This is a genomic window from Enterobacter sp. UCD-UG_FMILLET, from assembly GCF_000762975.1.
Lineage (GTDB): Bacteria > Pseudomonadota > Gammaproteobacteria > Enterobacterales > Enterobacteriaceae > Enterobacter > Enterobacter dykesii.
Map to the genome: position 1 here is coordinate 303,178 of NZ_JRJC01000008.1, position 22,737 is coordinate 325,914.

At 56.4% G+C, this 22,737-nt stretch carries 23 protein-coding genes; 11 read left to right on the forward strand and 12 right to left on the reverse strand.

Features of this window, described 5'->3' with window-relative positions; genetic code table 11:
* Positions 1-78: 78 nt before the first annotated feature.
* From LA04_RS03975 to LA04_RS03990, 4 genes are read left to right on the forward strand one after another with little or no spacing between them, the layout of a single operon-like run.
* Positions 79-1,581, forward strand: a complete 1,503-nt coding sequence (locus LA04_RS03975; protein WP_047650552.1) for a sugar ABC transporter ATP-binding protein — start codon at positions 79-81, stop codon at positions 1,579-1,581.
* Positions 1,578-2,573 (forward strand): ABC transporter permease, encoded by a 996-nt coding sequence (locus LA04_RS03980; RefSeq protein WP_023334863.1) that lies wholly within the window; start codon positions 1,578-1,580, stop codon positions 2,571-2,573. The genes LA04_RS03975 and LA04_RS03980 overlap by 4 nt, the downstream gene beginning before the upstream one ends.
* A 19-nt stretch (positions 2,574-2,592) precedes the next feature.
* Positions 2,593-3,657 (forward strand): sugar ABC transporter substrate-binding protein, encoded by a 1,065-nt coding sequence (locus LA04_RS03985; protein WP_047650553.1) that lies wholly within the window; start codon positions 2,593-2,595, stop codon positions 3,655-3,657.
* Positions 3,654-4,895 (forward strand): LVIVD repeat-containing protein, encoded by a 1,242-nt coding sequence (locus LA04_RS03990; protein ID WP_047650554.1) that lies wholly within the window; start codon positions 3,654-3,656, stop codon positions 4,893-4,895. The genes LA04_RS03985 and LA04_RS03990 overlap by 4 nt, the downstream gene beginning before the upstream one ends.
* A gap of 49 nt (positions 4,896-4,944) precedes the next feature.
* Here the strand turns inward: LA04_RS03990 and mtnK are convergent, their stop codons facing one another.
* On the reverse strand, positions 4,945-6,144 hold the full coding sequence (gene mtnK / locus LA04_RS03995; RefSeq protein ID WP_047650555.1) for an S-methyl-5-thioribose kinase: 1,200 nt from the start codon (positions 6,142-6,144) through the stop codon (positions 4,945-4,947).
* A 104-nt stretch (positions 6,145-6,248) separates the two neighbouring features.
* Between mtnK and mtnA the strand changes: the two genes are divergently transcribed.
* Positions 6,249-7,265, forward strand: a complete 1,017-nt coding sequence (gene mtnA / locus LA04_RS04000) for an S-methyl-5-thioribose-1-phosphate isomerase (RefSeq protein ID WP_047650556.1) — start codon at positions 6,249-6,251, stop codon at positions 7,263-7,265.
* A 42-nt stretch (positions 7,266-7,307) separates the two neighbouring features.
* Entirely contained in the window at positions 7,308-7,778 is a 471-nt protein-coding gene (locus LA04_RS04005) for an SRPBCC family protein (RefSeq protein ID WP_047650557.1), read from the forward strand.
* A gap of 53 nt (positions 7,779-7,831) precedes the next feature.
* Here the strand turns inward: LA04_RS04005 and LA04_RS04010 are convergent, their stop codons facing one another.
* Genes LA04_RS04010 through LA04_RS04020 form a run of 3 tightly spaced genes read right to left on the reverse strand, consistent with a single transcriptional unit; the run spans position 7,832 to position 9,671 of the window.
* Positions 7,832-8,374, reverse strand: coding sequence for a 1,2-dihydroxy-3-keto-5-methylthiopentene dioxygenase (locus LA04_RS04010; protein WP_047650558.1), 543 nt, complete (start codon positions 8,372-8,374; stop codon positions 7,832-7,834).
* A complete protein-coding gene (mtnC, locus tag LA04_RS04015) occupies positions 8,371-9,060 on the reverse strand; it encodes an acireductone synthase (RefSeq protein ID WP_023334872.1) in 690 nt (229 codons plus the stop codon). Before mtnC ends, LA04_RS04010 begins: the two co-directional genes overlap by 4 nt.
* Positions 9,057-9,671 (reverse strand): methylthioribulose 1-phosphate dehydratase, encoded by a 615-nt coding sequence (locus LA04_RS04020; RefSeq protein WP_047650559.1) that lies wholly within the window; start codon positions 9,669-9,671, stop codon positions 9,057-9,059. The genes mtnC and LA04_RS04020 overlap by 4 nt, the downstream gene beginning before the upstream one ends.
* A gap of 122 nt (positions 9,672-9,793) precedes the next feature.
* On the opposite strand from LA04_RS04020, the gene LA04_RS04025 reads away from it, so the two are divergent.
* Entirely contained in the window at positions 9,794-10,954 is a 1,161-nt protein-coding gene (locus LA04_RS04025; RefSeq protein WP_047650560.1) for a pyridoxal phosphate-dependent aminotransferase, read from the forward strand.
* Here LA04_RS04025 and LA04_RS04030 read toward each other — a convergent pair whose 3' ends face one another.
* From LA04_RS04030 to citR, 3 genes are all read right to left on the reverse strand, one after another.
* Entirely contained in the window at positions 10,955-11,581 is a 627-nt protein-coding gene (locus LA04_RS04030; protein ID WP_047650561.1) for an IbrB-like domain-containing protein, read from the reverse strand. It lies immediately after the preceding gene.
* On the reverse strand, positions 11,566-12,789 hold the full coding sequence (locus tag LA04_RS04035; protein WP_047650562.1) for a phosphoadenosine phosphosulfate reductase: 1,224 nt from the start codon (positions 12,787-12,789) through the stop codon (positions 11,566-11,568). Before LA04_RS04035 ends, LA04_RS04030 begins: the two co-directional genes overlap by 16 nt.
* A gap of 172 nt (positions 12,790-12,961) precedes the next feature.
* Positions 12,962-13,861: a DNA-binding transcriptional repressor CitR gene (gene citR, locus LA04_RS04040; RefSeq protein ID WP_047650563.1), complete on the reverse strand. Its 900-nt coding sequence runs from the start codon at positions 13,859-13,861 to the stop codon at positions 12,962-12,964.
* Between the two features lie 624 nt (positions 13,862-14,485).
* Between citR and ahpC the strand changes: the two genes are divergently transcribed.
* Positions 14,486-15,049: an alkyl hydroperoxide reductase subunit C gene (gene ahpC / locus LA04_RS04045; protein ID WP_008501015.1), complete on the forward strand. Its 564-nt coding sequence runs from the start codon at positions 14,486-14,488 to the stop codon at positions 15,047-15,049.
* Positions 15,050-15,176: 127 nt separating this feature from the next.
* A complete protein-coding gene (gene ahpF / locus LA04_RS04050) occupies positions 15,177-16,742 on the forward strand; it encodes an alkyl hydroperoxide reductase subunit F (protein WP_047650564.1) in 1,566 nt (521 codons plus the stop codon).
* A gap of 60 nt (positions 16,743-16,802) precedes the next feature.
* On the opposite strand, the gene uspG is transcribed toward ahpF, so the two are convergent.
* Positions 16,803-17,231: a universal stress protein UspG gene (gene uspG, locus LA04_RS04055; RefSeq protein WP_023310731.1), complete on the reverse strand. Its 429-nt coding sequence runs from the start codon at positions 17,229-17,231 to the stop codon at positions 16,803-16,805.
* Between the two features lie 180 nt (positions 17,232-17,411).
* On the opposite strand from uspG, the gene LA04_RS04060 reads away from it, so the two are divergent.
* Entirely contained in the window at positions 17,412-18,650 is a 1,239-nt protein-coding gene (locus tag LA04_RS04060; protein ID WP_047650565.1) for a zinc-dependent alcohol dehydrogenase, read from the forward strand.
* A gap of 8 nt (positions 18,651-18,658) precedes the next feature.
* On the opposite strand, the gene yldA is transcribed toward LA04_RS04060, so the two are convergent.
* On the reverse strand, positions 18,659-18,748 hold the full coding sequence (gene yldA / locus LA04_RS25135) for a small membrane protein YldA (RefSeq protein ID WP_274518173.1): 90 nt from the start codon (positions 18,746-18,748) through the stop codon (positions 18,659-18,661).
* A 139-nt stretch (positions 18,749-18,887) separates the two neighbouring features.
* Entirely contained in the window at positions 18,888-19,298 is a 411-nt protein-coding gene (rnk, locus tag LA04_RS04065) for a nucleoside diphosphate kinase regulator (RefSeq protein ID WP_023310734.1), read from the reverse strand.
* Positions 19,299-19,543: 245 nt separating this feature from the next.
* On the opposite strand from rnk, the gene LA04_RS04070 reads away from it, so the two are divergent.
* The gene (locus LA04_RS04070) at positions 19,544-20,161 is read left to right on the forward strand and encodes a flavin reductase family protein (RefSeq protein ID WP_047650566.1); all 618 of its coding nucleotides are present in this window, start codon (positions 19,544-19,546) and stop codon (positions 20,159-20,161) included.
* On the opposite strand, the gene rna is transcribed toward LA04_RS04070, so the two are convergent.
* Positions 20,155-20,928, reverse strand: coding sequence for a ribonuclease I (gene rna / locus LA04_RS04075; RefSeq protein ID WP_431606065.1), 774 nt, complete (start codon positions 20,926-20,928; stop codon positions 20,155-20,157). The genes LA04_RS04070 and rna overlap by 7 nt on opposite strands.
* A gap of 130 nt (positions 20,929-21,058) precedes the next feature.
* Complete coding sequence (gene dcuC, locus LA04_RS04080; RefSeq protein WP_023310737.1) at positions 21,059-22,426, reverse strand: anaerobic C4-dicarboxylate transporter DcuC; 1,368 nt, start codon at positions 22,424-22,426, stop codon at positions 21,059-21,061.
* Between the last annotated feature and the right edge of the window lie 311 nt (positions 22,427-22,737).

Consider the following 22,737-nt stretch of genomic DNA (forward strand, 5'->3'; position numbering starts at 1 on the left):
TGCCTTTTCCGTCGTTGTCAGTCAACCGGAGCTGTGAAAAATTCGATAAATCAGAGGAGTAATGAAGGATTTACGCGGATGGTTTCCAGTCGCCTTGAGATGCGCGGTATCAGCCTGGCCTTTTCCGGCTTTCAGGCGCTGTCGCGCGTGAATTTCACCTTAACCGGCGGGTCCGTACACGCGCTGACCGGCGCCAACGGCGCGGGGAAATCGACCCTGATGGCGGTGCTGTGCGGCACGCACGACCACTATGAGGGCGAGATCAGCATTAACAACCAGCCGGTGAGCATCCGTGAACCGCTCGATGCCAAACGGCTGGGGATCCACCTTGTGCAACAGGAAGTGGACGTAGCGCTGATCCCGGGGTTAAGCATCGCTGAGAACATCATGCTCGACCAGCTGGCGCAGCCGGGGCATCGCTTCAGCTGGCGCGCGATCCGCCAGCAGGCGAGACAGGCGCTGGCGCAGCTCGACGTGACGCTGGACGTTCGCCGTTCCATCGACGGCTGTTCGCTGGCCGAAAAGCAGCAGATTTTGCTGGCACGCGCCTTGTCCCACCACTGCCGTTTTTTGATTCTTGATGAGCCCACCGCGCCGCTGGACGCGCATGAGAGCGAGCGCCTGTTTGCGGTAGTGAGACGTTTAAAGCAGCAGGGCATCGGCGTGGTGTTTATCTCCCACCGCATTCACGAGCTGAAGGCCATCTGCGACACCCTGACGGTGCTGCGCGACGGCAAGCTGATCGAGTCCGGCCCGATGGCCGATCTCAGCGGCGAAGCGATCGTCGAGAAGATGCTCGGACACGTGCTGAGCGATATCTATCCGCCCGCGCGTCCGCCGCACGGCGACGAGACGCTGCTGCGGGTGGAAGGTCTGCACGACGACGCGCTGCTGAAAGATATTTCCCTGCACCTGCGCAAAGGCGAAATCCTCGGGATTGCCGGGCTGGCGGGGGCGGGAAAAACCGAACTCTGCAAGGCGCTTTTTGGCGCCACAAAAAGCCGCGTGGCGCGCGGTGAGCTGAATCTTCAATCCTGGCAGCCGCGCGATCCGGCCGACTCCGTGCTGCGCGGTCTGGCGCTGGTGCCGGAGGAACGGCGCAAAGAGGGCATTTTTATCGACGAGCCGGTGAGCATGAACCTGGCGGTCACGGCAGATAACAGCTTTTCGCGCTGGAGCCTGTTTGGCCATCGTCAGGCGTGGCGCTGGGCGGAAGAGGTGATTGCCCGCGTCGGCGTGCGTACGCGCGGGCCAGGGCAGGTGCTGCGCCGTCTTTCCGGCGGCAACCAGCAGAAGGTCGCCATCGGCAAATGGCTGCGCAATGACGCCAGCGTGCTGATATTCGACGAGCCGACCAAAGGCGTGGACGTGAAGGCCAAAACCGATCTGTTCCAGCTGATTGACGGCCTGGCGCGCGAGGGCAAAGGGGTGATTTACGCCTCGGGCGAGTTTGCCGAGCTGGTCGGGCTATGCGACCGCATCTGCGTGCTGTGGGACGGGCGCATCGTGGCGGAAATCGCCGGGGCCGAGGCCCGCGAAGAGACACTACTTTATTATTCAACCGGAGGAACGGCGTCGTGAGTAAGGCCCTTTCAGTGAACGCGGCGGCGTCTGGCCGCCAGCAGATTTTCGATTTTCTCTACAGGTGGGGCATGCTGTTGACCGTCGTCGCGCTGGTGGCCGTCTTTGGCCTGGCGTCGGACAGCTTCCTCGATCCGAACAACATCATCAATATTCTGCGCTCGATTGCCATCGTGACGGTGATTGCCATTGGCGTGTCGATATCGTTGACCATCGGCGGGTTCGATCTGTCGGTCGGATCGACCGCCTCGCTGGCGAACGCGCTGGTGATTTCACTTTTCGTCTGGCACGGCTTTGGTACCACCGAGTCGATTCTGATCACCCTCGCGCTCTGCACCCTGGTGGGGCTGTTTAACGCTTTTCTGATCGTCATCCTGCGTATTCCGGACATGCTCGCGACGCTTGCCAGCCTGTTCGTCATTCAGGGCGTGGCGATGACCTACAGCTACGGCGGGTCGATTACCGAGAACATGGTGCTGCCGAGCGGCGACATGGCGGAAGGGACCATTCCGGCGGCGTTCAGCCTGCTGGGGCAGGTGCCGACCATCGTGATCGTCATGCTGGTGGTGACCGTTCTGGCGCAGTTGGGCCTCTCGTTGACCACTCACGGGCGCCGGATGTACGCCATCGGCGGCAACCCCGAAGCCGCGCGTCTCTCCGGCATTCGCACCACGCGCTACAAGGTGGCGGCCTACGTGATTGCCTCGCTGCTGGCGGGACTGGGCGGGATTTTGCTGGCTTCGCGCATCGGTTCGTCGCAGGTGAATGCGGGCGGCGGCTACCTGATGGATGCGGTGGCGGCGGCGTGGATTGGCTTCTCGCTGGCCGGATCCGGCAAGCCGAATGCCCTGGGGACGCTGGTGGGGGCGGTGATTCTCGGCGTGCTGTCGAACGGGCTGGTGATGCTCTCCGTGCCGTATTACGCCATGGACATTATAAAAGGGCTGGTGCTCGCGGTAGCGCTGGCGATTACCTACATACAAAAACGCTGACAACACAACGGGATAAAAAATGAAAAAGATTGCACTCTCTTTGGTGGCATTAGGGTTATTCACTGCTCTGCCTGGCTTCGCGGCTACGCCCGCGCCGCTTCCGGCAGCCATTGCGAACCATGACGGCCCCATCCGCATCGCGGTGATCCGTAACCTCGGCTCAGACGACAACACCACGCAGTTTATTGCCGGGGCAATTCAGGAAGGGAAAAAGCTCGGCTTTAAGGTCAGCACCTTTTTAAGCAACGGGGACGACGCCAAATTCCAGGACTTTGTGAACCAGGCGATCAGCCAGAAGTATGACGGGATTATCCTGTCCCAGGGGCGCGATCCTTACTCTACCGCGCTGGTAAAGAAAGCGGTGGATGCCGGGATCAAAGTTTCAGTATTCGATACCGCGGTTAACGGCGAGATCCCGGGCGTGACCGTCACGCAGCAGGACGATGCCTCCCTGACGAACCTCTCCTTCGGCCAGCTGGCGAAAGATTTCAACGGCAAGGCCAATATCGTCAAGCTGTGGGTGGCGGGCTTCCCGCCGATGGAGCGTCGTCAGGCGGCCTATAAAGAGCTGCAAAAACAGTATCCGGACATCAAAGAGCTGGAGTCTATCGGCGCCGTCTCCTCTGACGTGCAGGGCGATACCGCCAACAAGGTGGGCGCGATCCTGGCGAAATACCCAAAAGGCAAAATCGACGCCATCTGGGGAACCTGGGACGCCTTCAGCCAGGGCGCGTATAAGGCGCTGAAAGAGAACGGCCGCACCGAAATTAAGCTCTACAGCATCGACATCTCCAACCAGGATCTGCAGCTGATGCGCGAGCCGGGCAGCGCGTGGAAGGTAAGCGTGGCGGTGGATCCGAAGCTGATTGGCGCGACGAACGTGCGTCTGGTGGCGAACAAGATTGCCGGGGAAGCGACGCCTGCGACCTACGATTTTAAGGCGGCGGCTATTCCTCAGGCGCTGCTGACCGCCCAGCCGGGCCCGGTGAACGTGGCGTCGCTGGGGAAAATCATTCCGGGCTGGGGCCAGACGGAAGATTTTATCGCGCCGTGGTTTGCGACGCTGGAAGCGAAAAATAAATGAGCGTGCTCCCTACGCCTGAATACAGCCGCAACATGCGGCTGATTGGCCATAGCGATCAGGGCGGTCGCCCGGATGGCGTGCAGTTGATGGTGCACCGCGGTTTCGCCTGGATCGGCCATATGGTGTCGCAGGGCTTTTCGATTGTGGACGTGCGCGACCCGAAAAACCCGAAAGCGGCGGGCTACGTGCCCGCGCCGCCCGGCACCTGGAACGTGCACCTGCAGGCGCATGACGACCTGCTGCTGGTAATTAACGCCCGGGATCTGTTTGCCGATGCCCGCTTTGCCGACGAGAAGGTCTATTACACCCGCCAGGTGGGGGAGACCGTCAGCGACGTGCAGGACAAAGGCTGGAGCGCCGGACTTCGCGTGTTTGATATTTCCACGCCCGACAGGCCGCGCGAAATCGGCTTTCTGTCGCTGAGCGGCATCGGCATTCACCGCATCTGGTACGTCGGCGGACGCTGGGCCTACGTTTCAGCGCTGATTGACGGCTTTACCGACTACATCTTCCTGACCATCGATCTGGCCGATCCGCGTAAGCCCGAAGTGGCGGGGCGCTGGTGGCTGCCGGGGATGAACCAGGCCGAAGGGGAGAAGCCGAACTGGCCGGAAGGGAAACGCTACGCGCTGCACCACGCGATTATCGCGGGCGATACCGCCTACGGCAGCTGGCGCGACGGCGGCCTGACGCTGCTGGACGTGAAGGACCGCACCCGGCCGAAGCTGATTAGCCACCGCAACTGGAGCCCGCCGTTTGGCGGCGGGACGCACACCGCGCTGCCGCTGCCGGACCGCGATCTTCTGGTGGTGCTGGACGAAGCGGTGCTGGATAACCAGGAGGACGGCGAAAAGCTGATCTGGCTGTTTGATATCCGCGAGCCGTCGAACCCGGTCAGCATCTCGACCTTCCCGCAGCCGGATGAAACCGACTACGTGGCGAAAGGGGCGCATTTTGGCCCGCATAACCTGCACGAGAACCGGCCGGGGAGCTTTGTCAGCTCGACGCTGATTTTTGCGACGTATCAGAACGCGGGCGTGCGCGCGTACGACATTTCCAATCCGTATCGACCGGTGGAAACCGGGGCACTGGTGCCCGCCGCGCCGGAGAGAATGATGGACACGCGGCCGAATCGCCCGCAGGTGATCCAGTCGTGCGACGTGTTTGTGGATGCGCAGGGGATTATTTACAGCACGGATTATAACGGCGGGCTGTCGGTGATTGAGTATCTGGGGTGAGTGCGGTTTTCTCCCTCTCCCACGGGGAGAGGGAGAAAACCAAATGCACTCAGCTGTACTGACGCACCCGTGCCACCAGATCTTCGGCGCTGTCGATGCGGTCGGCAATGACAATCAGCGCTTTGCCGAGCGTTATTGCGTGGCGCAGGCACTCGTGGCGCATCGCCTCGTCCTGAATGGCGTCGATATCCGCAACGTGGGAAAGCCCGACGCTACGGCGAATGAGCTCGGTGCCGCAGAAGCCGATGGCGTCATGCCAGACCTTTTTCAGGAACGCGGAGGCATAGCCCGGCGCGCCGAGCGCGGCGTCGCGCGTTTTCTCGTTTGCCAGCGCCTGGAAGCGTTCCGCGAAGGTGTTCCATAGCTCCTGAATATCGGTCAGGCGCTGCTCGCGCGCGGCAGCGGCATCGCGAATGCCCAGGTGCCCCGGCAGGCCGCAGAAGTTCAGCAGCAGGTTGCCGATGGCGGTGCCGACGTCAAAGCCAATCGGGCCATAGTAGCCGAACTCGGCGTCGATGGCCTTCAGGCTACCGTCGGCCACAAAAATCGAGCCGCTGTGAATATCGCCGTGCAGGAGCGCTTCGGCGTGCGAGAAGAAGCGGTGCTTCAGGGAGGCCACGGCAATTTTTAGCTGGGCGTCGTCGCGCAGGGCCGCGACGTCATTTTCCAGCTCGGCCGGGTAGCTGTTGCGCTCGTGGATCTGGTATGGATCGTTGAAGAACAGATCTTCGGTGATCTCGCACATCTCCGGGTTGATGAATTTCGCTACCTGCGATTTTTTGGCGTGCGGGTGTAGATAGAAATCGCTGGTGTGGAACAGCGCGTGCGCGAGGTATTCGCCCAGCTGCTGCGCCGCCTGCGGGTAGTAGATGTTGTTGATCAGCTCGCCGCGCCAGATGCGATGGCTGGAGAGATCTTCCATCACCATCACCGCCAGCTCCGGGTCAAAGTGGTGGATTTTCACGGTGTGCTGCGGGCTGTGCTGGTAGTGCTCGACCAGCGTTTGCGCTTCAAGGCGGGCGCGGTCCAGCGTCAGCGGCCAGGATTCGCCGACGCAGCGGACGTAGGGCAGCGCCTGCTTAACGACGATGCGGCTCACGCCCGCGCCGTCGAAAATTTTAAATACCAGATTGAGGTTGCCGTCGCCTACTTCCTGCGCCTCTACCAGCGATGAAGGATCGTCAAGTCCGCCAAACTGCCTGGCATACTCCACGGCGTCCTGAGCGGTAAAGGTACGGTATTGCGACATGGCCTGCTCCTCACGAGTTTTCTAATTAAGACATGTAGACGTCTATACATCTGGATTTCATCCTGACACAATGTGCTACAACAACGCAACAGGGAATTAACGACATGCAGACATTACAGACGACCAGCCTGCGGGTGGCGGATAATCAGCTCTTTATTCTCGACCAGCAGGCCCTTCCGCAGGAGAAACGCTGGCTGGATGCCTCGACGGTCGAGGCGCTGGTCGGGCATATCCATGCCCTGCGCGTGCGCGGCGCGCCGCTGATTGGTCTCTCTGCAAGCCTGCTGCTGGCGCTGCTGGCGGAAAACGGCAAAAGCCGCGACGAGCTGGCGGCGGCGCTGGAAACCCTGCGCGCCTCCCGCCCGACGGCGGTGAACCTGATGAACAATCTCGACCGCATGAAGACTGCGCTGTGGCAGGAAGAGTATGTTCCGGCGCTGGTGGCCGAAGCGCTGCGCCTGATTGACGAAGACAAACGGCTTTGCGACGCGATTGCCAAAGCCGGCAGCGCGCTGGTGAAGCCCGGCAGCCGCCTGCTGACCCACTGCAATACCGGCGGGCTGGCAACGGCGGGCGTTGGCACCGCATTGGGCGTGATTGCCCGCGCGCATCAGGAGGGTAACGTCAGCAACGTCTGGGTGGATGAAACCCGTCCGCTGCTGCAGGGCGGCAGATTGACCGCGTGGGAGCTTGGCGAGCTGGGCGTGCCGTATCAGCTGATTACCGATTCCATGGCCGCCAGCCTGATGGCGAAAGGGCTGGTAGACGCCGTGTGGGTGGGTGCAGACCGTATTGCCGCCAACGGCGACGTGGCGAACAAAATAGGCACCTATTCCCTGGCGGTGCTGGCGAAATTCCACGGCATTCCGTTCTACGTGGCCGCGCCGCAAACGACCCTCGATCCGGACTGCCCGAACGGGGACGCGATCCCGATTGAGCAGCGCGCCGCCAGCGAGGTGACGGGCGTGGCCGGAAGCTTTGGCGCGGTGCAGTGGGCGCCGGAAAACGCGCAGGTTTATAACCCGGCGTTTGACGTTACGCCTGCCTCACTCATTAGCGGCTGGGTGCTGGACAGCGGTGTGGTCACGCCGGAAGCGGTGGCAAACGGGAAATTCGCCTGAGTCCGGCTATCCTTTAAGGGGTTCCCTTAAGAGGACAATATCGTGACGCTGGATCCTGAAACTGACTTAAAACTGGAGCGCGTGGTGGATGCCCCGCGCGACCTGCTGTGGCTGTGCTGGACCACGCCGGAACACATCAAAAACTTCTTCATTCCTGCTCCCCACAAGGTGACCGAATGCGACCTCGACCTGCGCGTGGGCGGGCGGTTCAACACCGTGTTTGAGGTGGACGGTCAGCGGATGGATAACCGGGGCGTATTTCTTGAAATCGATCCCGGTAAAAAGCTGGTCTTTACCGACGGCTATACCGAAGGCTGGAAACCGGCCGAGAAGCCGTTTATGACGGCGATCCTGCTGCTGGAAGGTGTGGGTGAGGGCAAGACCCGCTACACGGCGATTGCGCGTCATCCGACGAAGGAAATCCGCGAGCAGCATGAACAGATGGGCTTCCACGAAGGGTGGGGGATTGTGCTGGATCAGCTGGTGGGGTACGCAAAAGGGCTTAACGCGTAGCGCGCGCTGATGCCCTCACCCTGACCCTCTCCCACAGGGAGAGGGAGAAAAGATTATGCTAACCGTGGATACGCATCCGCGATGGCATCGCCCGTAAACTGCGCCACCCAGCCTTCCGGGTTATCGAAAATACGGATCGCCGTAAAGTTCGGTTCCGAGCCCATATCAAACCAGTGCGGCGTGCCCGCGGGAACGGAAATCAGGTCGTTTTTCTCGCACAGTACCTGATACACCTCATCGCCAATGTGCAGGCAGAACAGCCCCGCGCCTTCCACGAAGAAGCGCACTTCGTCTTCGCCGTGGGTGTGTTCGTTCAGGAACTTCGCGCGCAGCGCCTCTTTCTGCGGGTTGTCGGCGCGCAGGCTGATCACGTCCCAGCTCTGATAGCCTTTCTCTGCCACCAGCTTGTCGATCGCATGCTGATACGCCTCGATCACGGCTTCAGGTGCGGGATCGTGTCCTAAATCGCGATCCGCAGCCCAGCGTTCAAACCGCACGCCTTTAGCGTTGAGCTGCTGGGCGATCTCGGCGGCATTGGTGCTGTGCCACTGGGGTTGACTGGCGTCTTTATCGGAATAAATGGTCAATGCGCTCATGAAGGGATCTGCTCCGGATTAATCTCGTCAAACTGGTGGACCTGATGGTGATGGCTTGCGCCGTCATCATCACCGCGAATCAGCTGCAGGGTGCGAAAACCTGCCTGTTCAGCCGCGTCCAGCTCCTGATGAATATCGGACAGGAACAGGATCTGCGACGGGGCAATGCCCGTTTGTGCCGCAATGTTCTGATAGGACTGCACCTCGCGCTTGGCGCCGATGTGGGTATCAAAATAGCCGCTGAACAGATGAGTAATATCACCTTCGTCGCTGTAGCCAAATAACAGTTTCTGCGCGGCGACGGAGCCAGAGGAATAAACATAGAGATCAATCCCTTGCGCTTTCCACTTTTCCAGCGCAGGCAGTACGTCCGGATAGAGGTGGCCGGTAAAGTCGCCGTTCACGTAGCCGTCATGCCAGATGATCCCCTGCAGGGCTTTTAGCGCCGTGGATTTGCGGTCCTCATCCATAAAGGCAAACAGCGCGTCGATAAGCTCGCTAACGCTGGCGTGCGGGTGACCGATTTCATCACGCAGGTTGTCCAGAATGGATTTGACCGGCTCGGCGTACTGCTGCGCGGTCACGAAGGCCGCCAGCCGCTCACGCGCGTAGGGGAACAAAACATCATGGACAAAACGGATATCGCTGGTGGTCCCTTCAATATCCGTCACAATCGCGCGAATCATACTCTCTCCAGTTTTCGTAAACGCATTTCGCATTCAAATAAGAATTCTAATCCTTCCAGATGACGGCGGGCCTCGGCCACGTCGCGTCCCCAGCAGGTTAAGCCATGACCGCGCAGAAGAAAACCATAATTAAGCGGGCGCTCCTGCGCGTAATGGGCGATTCGGGAGGCGAGGGCGTCGATATCCTGCTCGTTATCAAAGACCGGGATAGCCACCGTATCCAGATGCGTGGTCTGCCCGGTGAGGGATTTTTGCATCTCAAAGCCGCTGATGTTGAGCTCGGCTTCTTTGACCAGACGCGACAGCACCGTGGCGTTGACGGTATGAACGTGCAGGACGGCGTTGGCGTCCGGGAACAGGCGATAAATCAGCGTGTGAAGACCGGTTTCCGCCGACGGCCTGCGGCCAGACGGCGCGCGGTTGGTGGCAATTTCAACCTGCAGAAAGTCCGCCGTTGTCAGGCTGCCTTTATCTTTGCCGGATTCGCTGAGCCAGCAGAGGCGTTCGTCCTGACGCACCGACATATTGCCGCCGGTGGCGGGCGCCCAGCCTTTGGCGCCAATCCAGCGGCAGGCGTCGACCAGATGTGTGAGTTGCAGGTTGTCTGTCATTTCCTTTTACCCTCGCGGCCAGGAATATTCATATGGTTTAGACGTCTAAGCGTCTTGATTGCCAAAGACTAACATCGTGTTATAGTGGCAGCAACATAAGTATTACAAGCAGGCACAACACAATGAGCAATAACGCATTGATTCCGAAGAGTAAACTTCCCAATCTTGGTACTACCATCTTTACGCAGATGAGCGCTCTGGCGCAGCAGCACAACGCCATTAACCTTTCTCAGGGCTTTCCGGATTTCGACGGCCCGACCTATCTGCAGGAGCGCCTGGCGTACCACGTGGCGCAGGGGGCAAATCAGTATGCGCCGATGACGGGCGTGCAGGCGCTGCGGGAAGCCATTGCGGATAAAACGGCGGAGCTGTACGGCCATAAGCCCGATGCGAACAGCGACATTACGGTGACGGCAGGGGCGACCGAAGCGCTGTATGCGGCCATCACCGCGCTGGTGCGTACGGGCGATGAAGTCATCTGCTTTGATCCGAGCTACGACAGCTATGCGCCTGCGGTTGAACTCTCCGGCGGCGTGGTGAAGCGCGTGGCGCTTCAGCCGCCGCATTTTCGCCCTGACTGGCAGGCGTTTGCTGCGCTGCTGAGCGATAAAACCCGCCTGGTGATCCTGAATACTCCGCACAACCCGTCGGCGACGGTGTGGCAAAAGGCCGATTTCGCCGCGCTGTGGCAGGCGATTGCGGAACGTGAAATATACGTGTTAAGCGATGAAGTCTACGAGCACATCTGCTTTGCAGAAGAGGGACACGCCAGCGTGCTGGCCCACCCGCAGCTTCGCGAGCGCGCCGTCGCCGTCTCGTCATTCGGTAAGACTTACCATATGACCGGCTGGAAAGTGGGCTACTGCGTCGCACCGGCGGCTATCAGCGCCGAGCTGCGCAAGGTGCACCAGTACCTGACCTTTGCCGTGAACACGCCGGCTCAGCTGGCGCTGGCGGATATGCTGCGCGCCGAGCCGGAGCACTATCGCGAGCTGCCGCACTTCTATCGTGAACGTCGGGATCTGTTTGTGACGGCGCTAAGCAAAAGCCGTCTGGAAATTTTGCCCTCAGAAGGGACCTATTTCCTGCTCGCCGACTACAGCGCGATATCGGATCTGGACGACGTGAGTTTCTGCCAGTGGCTGACGAAAGAGGTGGGCGTGGCCGCCATTCCGCTGTCGGTATTCTGCGCCGATCCCTTCCCGCATAAGCTGATTCGTCTTTGCTTTGCGAAGCAGGAATCGACGCTGCTGGCGGCGGCAGAGCGTCTTAACACGCTCTGATTATTTCACCGTCCAGGCTTCTGAGTAACGGCGGTCTGCAAACAGCTCCAGCAGACCGTTGATTTGCTTGAGGCGCAAGACTTCATCGCCGTCCATTCCCAGCTCCTTGCTTATTCTCTCGTCATTCCAGCCGAGCTGCACCAGCTCGCGAACGATCTCCGACATGGCGTTAATTTGGTGTCGACCCCGCGCCCGGTTGTGACGAATAGTGGCAGCCATACGGTCATGTTTATCCTGTCGGTCCTGGCGCAGGAAGGTGACGGGGAGATACCCCTTGAGCTGATGCTTCAACGCCGCCCGATTTTTACCGATTTCATGGCGATGAAAACCATCCACAATTTCGTAGTGTTGCGGTTTACTTTCTGTCACAACGATAGGTTGGGTGAATCCATCGAGCTCCAGCGACTTACTGAGCAGCCGTTTTTCTGGTGGCGCAACGTTATTGGGGTTGTAGTCGTTAGCGGTAATAGCGTCTTGTTTGATCCAGAGGACGCAGTCTATCGGTTGCTCACGAAACGGACTGTGTTGATGGATCGCCTCACGAAAAGCATTTATGGCGTTAATGCGATCCTCTTCGGGAAGTGACTGAAGGTACGTTTCTATCTCGTTGATTAGTCTTTGTCGCATAATATGCCCCACTCCTTGCGTTTCGCCTTCACTCTGTCGCTGTAGCGCTGATAATGTTTGGGTTTGTTTGGGCTAAACGATAGCGCCCTGCACCAGTAGTCGTTATTAAGGAGAACCTTACAAATACGGCGCCATGAGGGAATATCTTTGGCACCAATATCACCGTCCTGGGTATCGGGAATATCCTCCAGGCCTCTCTTCTGATACCAGTGCAGATAAATGGCGATTTTATTGCGGTAATGCTCAGCCGTATGTTGCGGCATGCTGTCGAGGAGCAGCATGGCATATTCCCGCCAGCACAGATGTTCGGGTTTCAGAATTTTTCGGTGACCATAAAAATGGTTATCGTGTCCGGCGTACATCCCCCCGCTGCGCGCACCGCTCACGCGCTCACACATGGCCGCCCAGCGATCGGGTTCAACAACGTGGTAGAGCCATAAGCCCTGGCGCTGCTCCGGGCCAAAAGGTTCACAAATACGCATGTAGCGTAGCGGCACGCCAGCCTGAAACATCAGGTCATAGAGCGGGTTATAGCAACATCCCGATTTGGCGAACCAGGTCCATATATCGGCGGTTTTCCAGTCGTAGAGAGGGTAGATATACCAGGCATGTCCTCCCGGAGCGACGGTGGTCCAGGGCTTATCGTCGGCAAACCGCTGCTTGCGCGCCGACGCGATAGCCAGAAAACGGTTGTAAGACTCATCGGCGCGGATGCCAATCAGAACTGCTGCCGGGCGATTGCGAGAGAACCAGTCGGAGAAACTGCGGACAAAGGTTTCAAACGTCATGCCTGGCTGGTAGAAGGGAAAAAAAGCGGGATCGGTTATCGCATCGTCAGGTGGCTGGCGGACCCATCGGGTGCCGGGTTCCCAGCATTGCCATTCCGGCTGGAATTGCGACAGTGAATTTTGCGTTGTCAGGGGAAGCGCGATCCACCAGAAATGGTCGATGACATCGCTGTACAGCTCGCGCATATGTTCCACATGGGTAATGGTATGGGAAAACTGCGCTTCCCAGTCGATAAAGAGCACATCTATTTTAATGTTCATCAGTCGCGCCTGTCGGGCAACCAGATGCAGCATGACGGTGGAGTCTTTACCTCCTGAAAAAGAGACACAGGTTCTGGGTAAATTTTCGAGAGTCCATTTTATTCGCTCCCGGGCAGCAGTAAGTACATCCTGATTTATAGGGTATTTATAAAGTGACATGCTTATTCTCATCCTGAGGGATAAATACCTGACTGTAGCGTCAATACTAGAGAGCGGATTATAACAGTCAATCATTAATTGGATATGTAACGGATATGTCGCGTAATTTTATAACGGTGATGAATGTTTTAACGGTGTGGTTCCCATTTTTTGCGAGAACCACAGAAATATCTCACGGTAAGGATATTTCTTCAATAAAGCTCGCGAATGCCGAGCTATTGAGCGCGGAACGATTGTACATCATGTAAATATCAATGCTGGGTAATTGAATATCTGTTTCCACTTTGCGCAGGTTGAGGGCTGGCCCATATTGTTCGAAGGCCGGTGCGGGCACTAATCCTATGAGGTCGGACGAACCGATCGCCGACAGAAGGGATATAAAAGAGTCGCTACGATAGACGATATTTCTTTCGAATAACAGGTTATCGGCCTTTTCCTGATAGCCTTTGAAGCTGTTCTCATCGTTCAGCCAGGCGGTGAAGTTTTCATTCAGAATCTCTTCACGCGTAGGATTTTCGCTGAGACGGGGATGACCCTCCCGACAAACGAGAACGAAAGGAAGCTTATGGTAGAGGCTACAGGCGATAGAGTGACTGTTCGAAGAAGAAAACGAAAATATCAGGTCGGCTCTTCGGTAGGCTAAGAGATCTTCCGCAGAATCATGAGAAAGAAAAACATCATGCAATTCAATTGAATAGTTATGGTTGTCCATGAGCAGTTTTATAGGGTCAAGCGTTGCTTTCGTACTCATAAAATGCGGGCAATAAATGACAAAGTTCTTCTTCAACCCGCTGCTGTGCATGATATTGATAGTCTGCTCCAGCTGGTTCAGGTTTTGTTCCAGATGATGATGCAAATTGACGCCGACGGTCGTGGGCGTGATCCCTTTACCGGAACGAATAAACAGAGGATCGTTGAGTTGTCCTCTCAGACGTTGCAGTGACTGGCTTACGGCAGAGGGGGTGATATACAGCGTCTCGGCGGCTTTACTGATACTAAGGTGTTGGTAAATGCACTCGAAAATGACTAACAGATTAAGATCGAATTTTTTAAGGTCATAGAGGTTTGCCATGTTTCGTCCTGAAGGTACTGCGTTTGCTGTGGTTATCATATATCTGATAACAATAGTTTGAGGCTAACCATTTATAACTCTTTTGGTTAGCTCTCTTAGTTTTAAATTAAAATCATCTTAATATATCACGGTGGCACATTATTGAAATGGCGCGTCAAAAGCGATTGAGATGATTTTATCTTAGAAAAAGGGTGCGATCATTTTAAATGACAATTGTCATTTATATATTGCGATAGTTTTATAATGAAAATCAATTGATAGCGCTCCGGAATGATGTTCGACACAACCTATCACAGCCATAGGCAGGAATGCCTCTCTTATGGATTGCTCAATCCCTGCGCGGGTGGTGTAATCAAACGGCTGTTACCGCCTTGATATAAAGGGTTGTAGAGCGCAACGCAACGCCAGTTTCGGCTGGCACTGAATGTACCTGCGGGGAATTCAGGTATCAGGGCCGCCCGTTGAGGCGGCCTTTTTACTTTCAGGCTTTCCTGTAAAAGGTTCACCTTGTTGTCTTGTCGACGTTGTAAGGTTTGGCTGATTGATTTGATAAAGCATACGCATTAGCCCCGATGAATAAAGTTGGTTACCTTACATCTCAACGAAAACACGGAGGAAGTACAGATGTCTTTGATTAATACCAAAATTAAACCTTTCAAAAACCAGGCGTTCAAAAACGGTGAGTTCATCGAAGTTACCGAGAAAGATACCGAAGGCCGCTGGAGCGTCTTCTTCTTCTATCCGGCTGACTTTACCTTCGTTTGCCCGACTGAACTGGGTGACGTTGCAGACCATTACGACGAACTGCAGAAGCTGGGCGTAGACGTTTACTCTGTCTCTACCGATACCCACTTCACCCACAAAGCATGGCACAGCAGCTCTGAAACCATCGCGAAAATCAAATACGCGATGATCGGCGACCCGACTGGCGCCCTGACCCGTAACTTCGACAACATGCGTGAAGATGAAGGCCTGGCTGACCGCGCCACCTTCGTTGTTGACCCGCAGGGCATTATCCAGGCTATCGAAGTTACCGCTGAAGGTATCGGCCGTGATGCTTCTGACCTGCTGCGTAAAGTGAAAGCCGCTCAGTACGTGGCTTCTCACCCAGGCGAAGTGTGCCCGGCGAAATGGAAAGAAGGCGAAGCAACGCTGGCTCCATCCTTAGATCTGGTTGGTAAAATCTAAGTTTTGCCCATCCGGCAATCAATGGGCGCACCCGCGCCCATTTCATTCCAGCACCATGATGCAAGTTGCATTCAGGCCGCCCGTATAAGGCAGCTTGCATGATGACGTCTTAAGAGAGGGAAGAACAATGCTCGACACTAACATGAAAACCCAGCTCAAGGCCTACCTTGAGAAACTGACCAAACCCGTTGAGCTGATTGCCACGCTGGACGACAGCGCAAAATCGGCAGAGATCAAGGAACTGCTGGCGGAGATCGCCGAGCTGTCGCCGAAAGTGACCTTCAAAGAAGACAACGCGCTGCCGGTCCGTAAGCCCTCTTTCCTGATTACCAATCCAGGCTCCGATCAGGGACCGCGATTTGCCGGTTCGCCGCTGGGCCACGAATTTACTTCACTGGTGCTGGCGCTGCTGTGGACCGGTGGTCATCCGTCAAAAGAAGCGCAGGCGCTGCTGGAGCAGATCCGCGATATCGACGGCGATTTTGAGTTTGAAACCTATTACTCGCTCTCCTGCCACAACTGCCCGGACGTGGTGCAGGCGCTGAACCTGATGTCGGTCCTGAACCCGCGCATCAAGCACACGGCAATTGACGGCGGTACCTTTCAGAATGAAATCACCGATCGCAACGTGATGGGCGTTCCGGCGGTCTACATGAACGGCAAAGAGTTCGGCCAGGGCCGTATGACGCTGACCGAAATCGTTGCCAAAGTGGATACCGGTGCTGAAAAACGTGCGGCGGAAGCGCTGAACAAACGCGATGCCTACGACGTGCTGATCGTCGGTTCCGGCCCTGCGGGTGCGGCGGCAGCGGTGTACTCCGCGCGTAAAGGTATTCGTACCGGCCTGATGGGCGAACGCTTTGGTGGCCAGGTGCTCGATACCGTGGACATCGAAAACTACATCTCCGTACCGAAGACCGAAGGCCAGAAGCTGGCGGGGGCGCTGAAGGCGCACGTCAGCGACTATGACGTAGACGTGATCGACAGCCAGAGCGCCAGCAAGCTGGTTCCGGCCGCAGTAGAGGGTGGTTTACACCAGATTGAAACCGCGTCCGGCGCGGTGCTGAAAGCGCGCAGCATTATCATTGCCACCGGTGCGAAATGGCGCAACATGAACGTCCCGGGCGAAGATCAGTACCGCACCAAAGGCGTGACCTACTGTCCGCACTGCGACGGCCCGCTGTTTAAAGGTAAACGCGTGGCGGTGATCGGCGGCGGTAACTCCGGCGTGGAAGCGGCTATCGACCTGGCGGGGATTGTTGAGCACGTTACCCTTCTGGAGTTCGCTCCAGAGATGAAGGCCGACCAGGTTCTGCAGGATAAAGTTCGCAGCCTGAAAAACGTCGATATCGTACTGAACGCGCAGACCACGGAAGTGAAGGGCGACGGCAGCAAAGTGACGGGCCTGGAATACCGCGACCGCGTGAGCGGCGACGTGCACAGCGTTCAGCTGTCAGGGATCTTCGTGCAGATTGGTCTGCTGCCAAATACCACCTGGCTGGAAGGGGCGATTGAGCGCAACCGCATGGGCGAAATCATCATCGATGCGAAGTGTGAAACCAGCGTGAAAGGCGTGTTTGCGGCGGGCGACTGCACCACCGTGCCGTACAAACAGATCATTATCGCCACGGGCGAAGGGGCGAAGGCGTCTCTGAGTTCCTTTGACTATCTGATTCGCACCAAAACCGCATAATAGAAGAAAGTAAGGCTACACCTGCAATAGCGAGAGGCCACCGAAAGGTGGCCTCTTTTTTTATCTTACGACCATCACCGGTATGTGGGTGTGGCGGATCACGCTGGAGGCGTTAGAGCCCAGCAGATGCGTGGTAATGGAAGGGTTGCGCGAACCGATGACCACCACGTCTGCTTTCAGTTCGTTCGCCAGTTCGTTTACCGCATCGCGTACGCTGCCGAATCTGACGTGCGTTTTGATGCGAGAAGGGTCGATGCTGAAGTGGCTGACCATGGTTTGCAGGCGCGTTTCCGCTTCATGCTGCAAATGCTCCTCGAAGCGGCGTACATCGGCGGCAAAGCGGTGCAGGCTCAGGCTGGCGGAGCCCGGCAGTACGTGCAAAAGATGGATAACACCGTCCTGCTGCGCCAGGAACTCCGCATGGCGAACGGCCTTGTCGCTCAGCTCCATCTCAAAAACATCAACCGGCATAATGATTCTCTGATACATACCCGTTTCTCCTTGTTTATAAACGCTGTACTCATTCAACCATAAAAAATAAATGGTTTCTGTAAGCGCTCCGTCAGTTTTCCTATCTCACCAGGATAAATCTCAAAAGCCCCGTATTCCGGGGCAGACCTTCAGGGATAGCTACCCTTATACACTTACCTGGAACCTTTCGGAGGTCGCATGAAAGCACTTACGTATCACGGTCCGCACCATGTTCGCGTCGAGAATGTCCCCGATCCCATTATCGAACAGCCCGACGATATCATTCTGCGCGTCACGGCCACGGCTATCTGCGGCTCCGATTTGCATCTCTATCGCGGAAAGATCCCGAAGGTGCAGCACGGCGACATTTTTGGCCATGAGTTTATGGGGGAAATCGTCGAGTGCGGCGCAGAGGTGAAGAATTTGCAAAAAGGCGATCGCGTGGTGATCCCCTTTGTCATCGCCTGCGGAGACTGTTTCTTCTGTCGTCTGCAGCAATACGCAGCCTGTGAGAATACCAATGCCGGGCAGGGCGCCGCGCTTAACAAAAAGCAAATTCCCGCGCCGGCCGCGCTGTTTGGCTACAGTCATCTCTACGGCGGCGTGCCGGGGGGACAGGCTGAGTATGTCCGCGTGCCAAAAGGCAACGTCGGGCCGTTTAAGGTCCCGCAGCTTCTTTCCGATGATAAGGCGCTGTTCCTGTCCGATATTTTGCCCACGGCCTGGCAGGCGGCAAAAAATGCGCAGATTGAAAAAGGCTCAAGCGTTGCGGTTTTCGGCGCCGGGCCGGTGGGGCTACTGACTATTGCCTGCGCGCGGCTGTTAGGGGCTGAGCAGATTTTTGTTATCGATCACCACCCGTACCGTTTGCGATTTGCCGAGGCGCGTTACGGCGCAATTCCCATCAACTTTGATGCTGATAACGACGCGGCGGAAAAAATCATCGAACAGACCGCTGGCCAGCGCGGCGTTGACGCCGTGATTGATGCGGTAGGGTTCGAAGCGAAAGGTAGCACCACCGAAACGATCCTCAGCAATCTTAAAATTGAAGGCAGTAGCGGCAAAGCGTTGCGGCAGTGCATTGCTGCCGTTCGACGCGGTGGCGTAGTTAGCGTACCCGGCGTGTACGCCGGGTTTATTCATGGCTTCCTGTTTGGCGATGCCTTTGATAAGGGGCTGACGTTCAAAATGGGCCAGACGCACGTCCATGCCTGGCTGGGTGAACTGCTGCCGCTGATCGAAAAAGGGCTGCTTACCCCGGAAGAGATCGTGACCCATTATCTCCCCCTGGCTGATGCGGAACGCGCCTATAAGGTATTCGAAAAACGGGAGGAGGAGTGCCGGAAGGTGATTCTGGTCCCTGGTGCAGAAACACCCGAGGCCGCAGAGCAGAAAGTTAAGGGCCTGGTAAATGCTTTCCCCGGTGGCGTTGCATGAATACTCGCCTAGCTGTGGCGTTCAAGATAAAGCACGGCCATGACGATAATCGCCGCAATAATCAGAAAAATAAGTGTGATAGCCAGTATCTCACTCATGACCGTCCCCACGGCACCAAAACAGATTAAGCGTGGATTAAGGGCTTTTTGCGCGATATAAGAAAATGGGGTGAATTTACGGAAAGAGGATGCGGCTGCATCCTCTGTGCAAAGCGGGTGGGCGCTTGGTCAGAAGTGGTTAACGCAGGTAATCGCCCGCGGCTTCTGGCTGGTAGAGCAACGCCAGCACTTCAAGATGAGCAGAGGCGCCGCCCGGCAATTCCCAGTGGATGGTATCGCCCGTGCGCAGGCCCAGCAGTGCGGCACCCACAGGCGCAAGAACAGAAAGCTGTGCGCTGCTGTCGGTCATCTGAGCCGGGTAAACCAGCGTGCGGGTCAGCTCTTCACCGGTGGTCAGGTTGCGGAATTTTACCTGGCTGTTCATGGTGACCACGTCATGCGGCATCGTCTCAGGCGTGCACATCTGCGCCCGGTCGAGCTCCTCATTCAGGGCGTCGGCCACGGGAAGTGAGGCAAACTCTGCTTTTTCCAGCAGCCTGTCGATACGTTCTGCGTCGAGCTCATTGATGATAATTGTAGGTCTGGACATTTTTACTCCATGTCGTTAATGCTGCGTGTAACGCAGAAACCAATCCAAAAGAAAACCCTCGCCGTCTGGCAGCGAGGGTTTAACTCTCCCGATGATACTGGCTGAGCGCGCAAGTTTGAAGTGATGAAGGTCACATTCATGGTCCATATGAATTTTCGCTGAAATTTATTCAGTCTTCATTCCGGGCGGAATACGTTACGCTGAGTGTCCTGAACCCGGGCGTTGCCCACCAACGAGAGAGAATTATGTACTTCTACCAACCGTCTCAGGGTCACGGCCTGCCGCACGATCCGCTGAACGCCATTATTGGACCGCGTCCGATCGGCTGGATCTCGTCATGCGATAAGGCAGGTCAGCTCAACCTCGCTCCGTACAGCTTCTTTAACTGCTTTAACTATCGCCCGCCGATCATCGGTTATTCCAGCAACGGCTGGAAGGACAGCGTGCGTAATATTAACGAAACAAAAGAGTTTGTCTGGAACCTCGCAACCCGCGATCTTGCCGAAGCCATGAACCAAACCTCTGCCATGCTTCCTCACGATCGGGATGAATTTAGCTTTGCCGGACTCACGCCTGCAGCCAGCCAGCTGGTTAGCGCGCCGCGCGTCGCGGAAAGCCCGGTAAACTTTGAGTGCCGCCTGTCGCAGTGCATTCAGCTTACCGGTGCCGACGGGACGCCGGTCGATACCTGGCTGGTGCTGGGGGAGGTGGTCGGTATCCATATTGCCGAAACGCTGCTGGAAGAGGGGATTTACCAGACGGCTAAGGCGCAGCCCATCCTGCGTGCGGGTGGGCCGACGGCGTACTATGGCATCAGCGATGAAAACCGGTTTGATATGGTGCGCCCGGGCGCGGCTCAGTAGCCGGCTTTATCAATCACAAACTGTTTTCCGCAGTTACCCGGATGTGGCTGCGGGGCAAATGACGCCGCAGAAAGCGGGTTGTTAATGGTGTCCGCCTTAAGCGAAACCTGCATCTCGGTCAGATACGCCGGATTGCCGTTGCAGGTCAGCTTGATCGCTTTGATGTTTTCTTTGCCCCAGCTTTTGGCAACGGCAATGTCAAAGTCGCTGCGATTGACGGTTTTCCCGTAATTATCGGCGAGGAATTTACCAACCGCGCTGTTTTTAACTTCCTGATTCATCCGCACCATCGTGCCGAAATAGGCATCCGGATCGAAACCAAAGCAGACGCCATGTTTGGCATATTCATAACGTTCCAGGCAGGAATTACCGCCCGCGCCCGGCATCACGTCGTTGAGCTTTGCGGCCGCGGAAAGCGACAGTCCGGTTTCGGCTGCATTGCATTTGCGGCTGGCCTTCACTTCCGGCATGTTCGGGATAGGGCGCGTGGCGCAGCCAAAACGCATCCATCGACGCTCATCCACGCCGCGTGCGGCAATAGATTTCGGCAGGCCAGGCCATAGACCGTGAACGGTCAGAAAATCGGCTTTATTATCGCGCTCTTTTTGCAGGCGACATTCGTCAGGTTCATTGCGGTTGCGCTCGACCATGCTCTGGCAAAACCCGGTTTGCCAGGACAGCGCCAGCACATAGCGATCGAAATCGCCATACTGTGTTGCCTTCAGCGGTTCCGCCTGAGCGGAGAAGATATAGAGAGCAAGCGCCATTGCGCCAGACGGGATGACGATATCCTTCCTGAACATATGATTTCCTGATCGAATGAGCACGATTTATTTCTGGAAGTTATTAAAGCACAAAAAGCGCCCGCAGGCGCTTTTTGGATATCCATAATTTAGCTTAGGCCGCGCCGGGAACCAGCACTTCGGTGGCGATAATCACGATAATCAGACCAACTATAACGGGCACTGAGGTGCGTTTGACCACTTCGAATGGCGAGATCTTTGCCATCCCGGCAACGGCGACGACCACGCCCGACACCGGCGAAATGGTACGACCCAGGTTTGACGCCTGCAGCATGGGAATGGAGAGGTAGGCCGGGTTAATACCGGAGGAGTGAGCCAGTTTCGGGATCATCTCAACGAAAGCGTAGAAAGGCGCATTACCGGAACCGGTGGTCATGGCTGCCAGCATGGTGAGCACCACCAGAACCAGCATCAGGATAATACTGGCCGAGCCGAACGAGGTGGCGATAGAAATCAGGCTCTGGATAAAGCCGATCGTGCTCAGACCCTGGGCAAAAACGCCCGCTGCAACCAGCAGGATCACCACGCCAGCGAAGGCATCCGCCATACCGCGATACGCAACTTCCAGACCCGAGAAGACTTTTTGCGTGTTAAAACCGCGTACAAACTCCAGCACGGCGGCCAGCAGCATACAGATGACCAGAATGGTGATGATGTGCAGCTGTGGACCCCATTTGCCGTCAAAAATCAGCACTCCGACGATCGGGGTGAACGGCAGAATGGCGTAGAACGCGGGAGCCGTCGTGGTGATCTCACTCACGTCCATCATTTCATGGCTGATGTTTTCTTTCTTATCGAGATAGCGCTGCCAGAAGAAATGCGCGATCCCCATGCCCACGATGGCAACAATCGAGATTGGTAACGTGGTTTTAAAGGCGAAGTCGATGAGTGACATCTCCGCCGCCTTTGCCGCCAGCACGACGTCGCCGGAGGTCGGGGAGAGAATAATCGCTGCCGGAGACGCGCAAATTGCCGCGGCCGCGCCACGGCTGATACCGACGTTCACCATAACCGGGAACAGCGTCGCCATGAGCAGTACGCCAAGTCCGGTAGCTGACGAAACGGCCAGCGACATGAGGCAGGCGAGGAAATAGGCGGCGACCATCAGCAGATACGGCGAGTTGATGTATTGCAGGGGTTTGGAGGCAAGCTTAACGACCATGTCGTTGGCGCCGATGTGGGTCATGTAGGCTGCAAAACCGCACAGCATCATGATCATCATACCCAGGTCACCGCCGCGGCTCATGAGCAATATTTTAATGTATTCAACAATATCTGTAGCAGTGTAACCGGTACTGGTCGCGCTGGCAGGTAACACCTGGTGCCCCATTATTGCGCTGATAATCAGCAGCGTTAAACCGCCGACAAATAATACGCCCGTGGCCGAGTAGCCTTTAATGATGTAGCGTGCGACGCCGACAATGACGACGACTCCAATAAGGAGTTCGAATAACGTAAGCATGATTTCCCCTGTATCTCTGCTGCAATGGAGCACAAAAAATCAATAAAAAAAGAAGGATGAAAATGTGCCGAATAAATGTTCTGTTCTTGCTGATTAAAATCAATAAACTGACGACTAAAGAACAGAACAACCGTGTTTTTGCCATGGTCCATACATTTATGTCATGAGGTCCTTGACCGTCAGAAACCGCGCAACATGTCATTAATAATGATAACAAATTGTTAATGCTTTGTGTGGTTTTACAAGTTGCTGTTTAACAATGCAAAATGGTAAAAGTCACACACCTTGTGGGCTTATTTGAACGTATCGTC

What these genes read in the sequence shown, in the direction of transcription:
- LA04_RS03975 (WP_047650552.1), top strand. Translation starts at nt 79, where the DNA reads ATGGTTTCCAGTCGCCTTGAGATGCGCGGTATCAGCCTGGCCTTTTCC.
- LA04_RS03985 (WP_047650553.1), top strand. Translation starts at nt 2,593, where the DNA reads ATGAAAAAGATTGCACTCTCTTTGGTGGCATTAGGGTTATTCACTGCT.
- LA04_RS03990 (WP_047650554.1), top strand. Translation starts at nt 3,654, where the DNA reads ATGAGCGTGCTCCCTACGCCTGAATACAGCCGCAACATGCGGCTGATT.
- mtnK (WP_047650555.1), bottom strand. Translation starts at nt 6,144, where the DNA reads ATGTCGCAATACCGTACCTTTACCGCTCAGGACGCCGTGGAGTATGCC.
- mtnA (WP_047650556.1), top strand. Translation starts at nt 6,249, where the DNA reads ATGCAGACATTACAGACGACCAGCCTGCGGGTGGCGGATAATCAGCTC.
- LA04_RS04010 (WP_047650558.1), bottom strand. Translation starts at nt 8,374, where the DNA reads ATGAGCGCATTGACCATTTATTCCGATAAAGACGCCAGTCAACCCCAG.
- mtnC (WP_023334872.1), bottom strand. Translation starts at nt 9,060, where the DNA reads ATGATTCGCGCGATTGTGACGGATATTGAAGGGACCACCAGCGATATC.
- LA04_RS04020 (WP_047650559.1), bottom strand. Translation starts at nt 9,671, where the DNA reads ATGACAGACAACCTGCAACTCACACATCTGGTCGACGCCTGCCGCTGG.
- LA04_RS04025 (WP_047650560.1), top strand. Translation starts at nt 9,794, where the DNA reads ATGAGCAATAACGCATTGATTCCGAAGAGTAAACTTCCCAATCTTGGT.
- LA04_RS04030 (WP_047650561.1), bottom strand. Translation starts at nt 11,581, where the DNA reads ATGCGACAAAGACTAATCAACGAGATAGAAACGTACCTTCAGTCACTT.
- LA04_RS04035 (WP_047650562.1), bottom strand. Translation starts at nt 12,789, where the DNA reads ATGTCACTTTATAAATACCCTATAAATCAGGATGTACTTACTGCTGCC.
- citR (WP_047650563.1), bottom strand. Translation starts at nt 13,861, where the DNA reads ATGGCAAACCTCTATGACCTTAAAAAATTCGATCTTAATCTGTTAGTC.
- ahpC (WP_008501015.1), top strand. Translation starts at nt 14,486, where the DNA reads ATGTCTTTGATTAATACCAAAATTAAACCTTTCAAAAACCAGGCGTTC.
- ahpF (WP_047650564.1), top strand. Translation starts at nt 15,177, where the DNA reads ATGCTCGACACTAACATGAAAACCCAGCTCAAGGCCTACCTTGAGAAA.
- uspG (WP_023310731.1), bottom strand. Translation starts at nt 17,231, where the DNA reads ATGTATCAGAGAATCATTATGCCGGTTGATGTTTTTGAGATGGAGCTG.
- LA04_RS04060 (WP_047650565.1), top strand. Translation starts at nt 17,412, where the DNA reads ATGAAAGCACTTACGTATCACGGTCCGCACCATGTTCGCGTCGAGAAT.
- yldA (WP_274518173.1), bottom strand. Translation starts at nt 18,748, where the DNA reads ATGAGTGAGATACTGGCTATCACACTTATTTTTCTGATTATTGCGGCG.
- rnk (WP_023310734.1), bottom strand. Translation starts at nt 19,298, where the DNA reads ATGTCCAGACCTACAATTATCATCAATGAGCTCGACGCAGAACGTATC.
- LA04_RS04070 (WP_047650566.1), top strand. Translation starts at nt 19,544, where the DNA reads ATGTACTTCTACCAACCGTCTCAGGGTCACGGCCTGCCGCACGATCCG.
- rna (WP_431606065.1), bottom strand. Translation starts at nt 20,928, where the DNA reads ATGGCGCTTGCTCTCTATATCTTCTCCGCTCAGGCGGAACCGCTGAAG.
- dcuC (WP_023310737.1), bottom strand. Translation starts at nt 22,426, where the DNA reads ATGCTTACGTTATTCGAACTCCTTATTGGAGTCGTCGTCATTGTCGGC.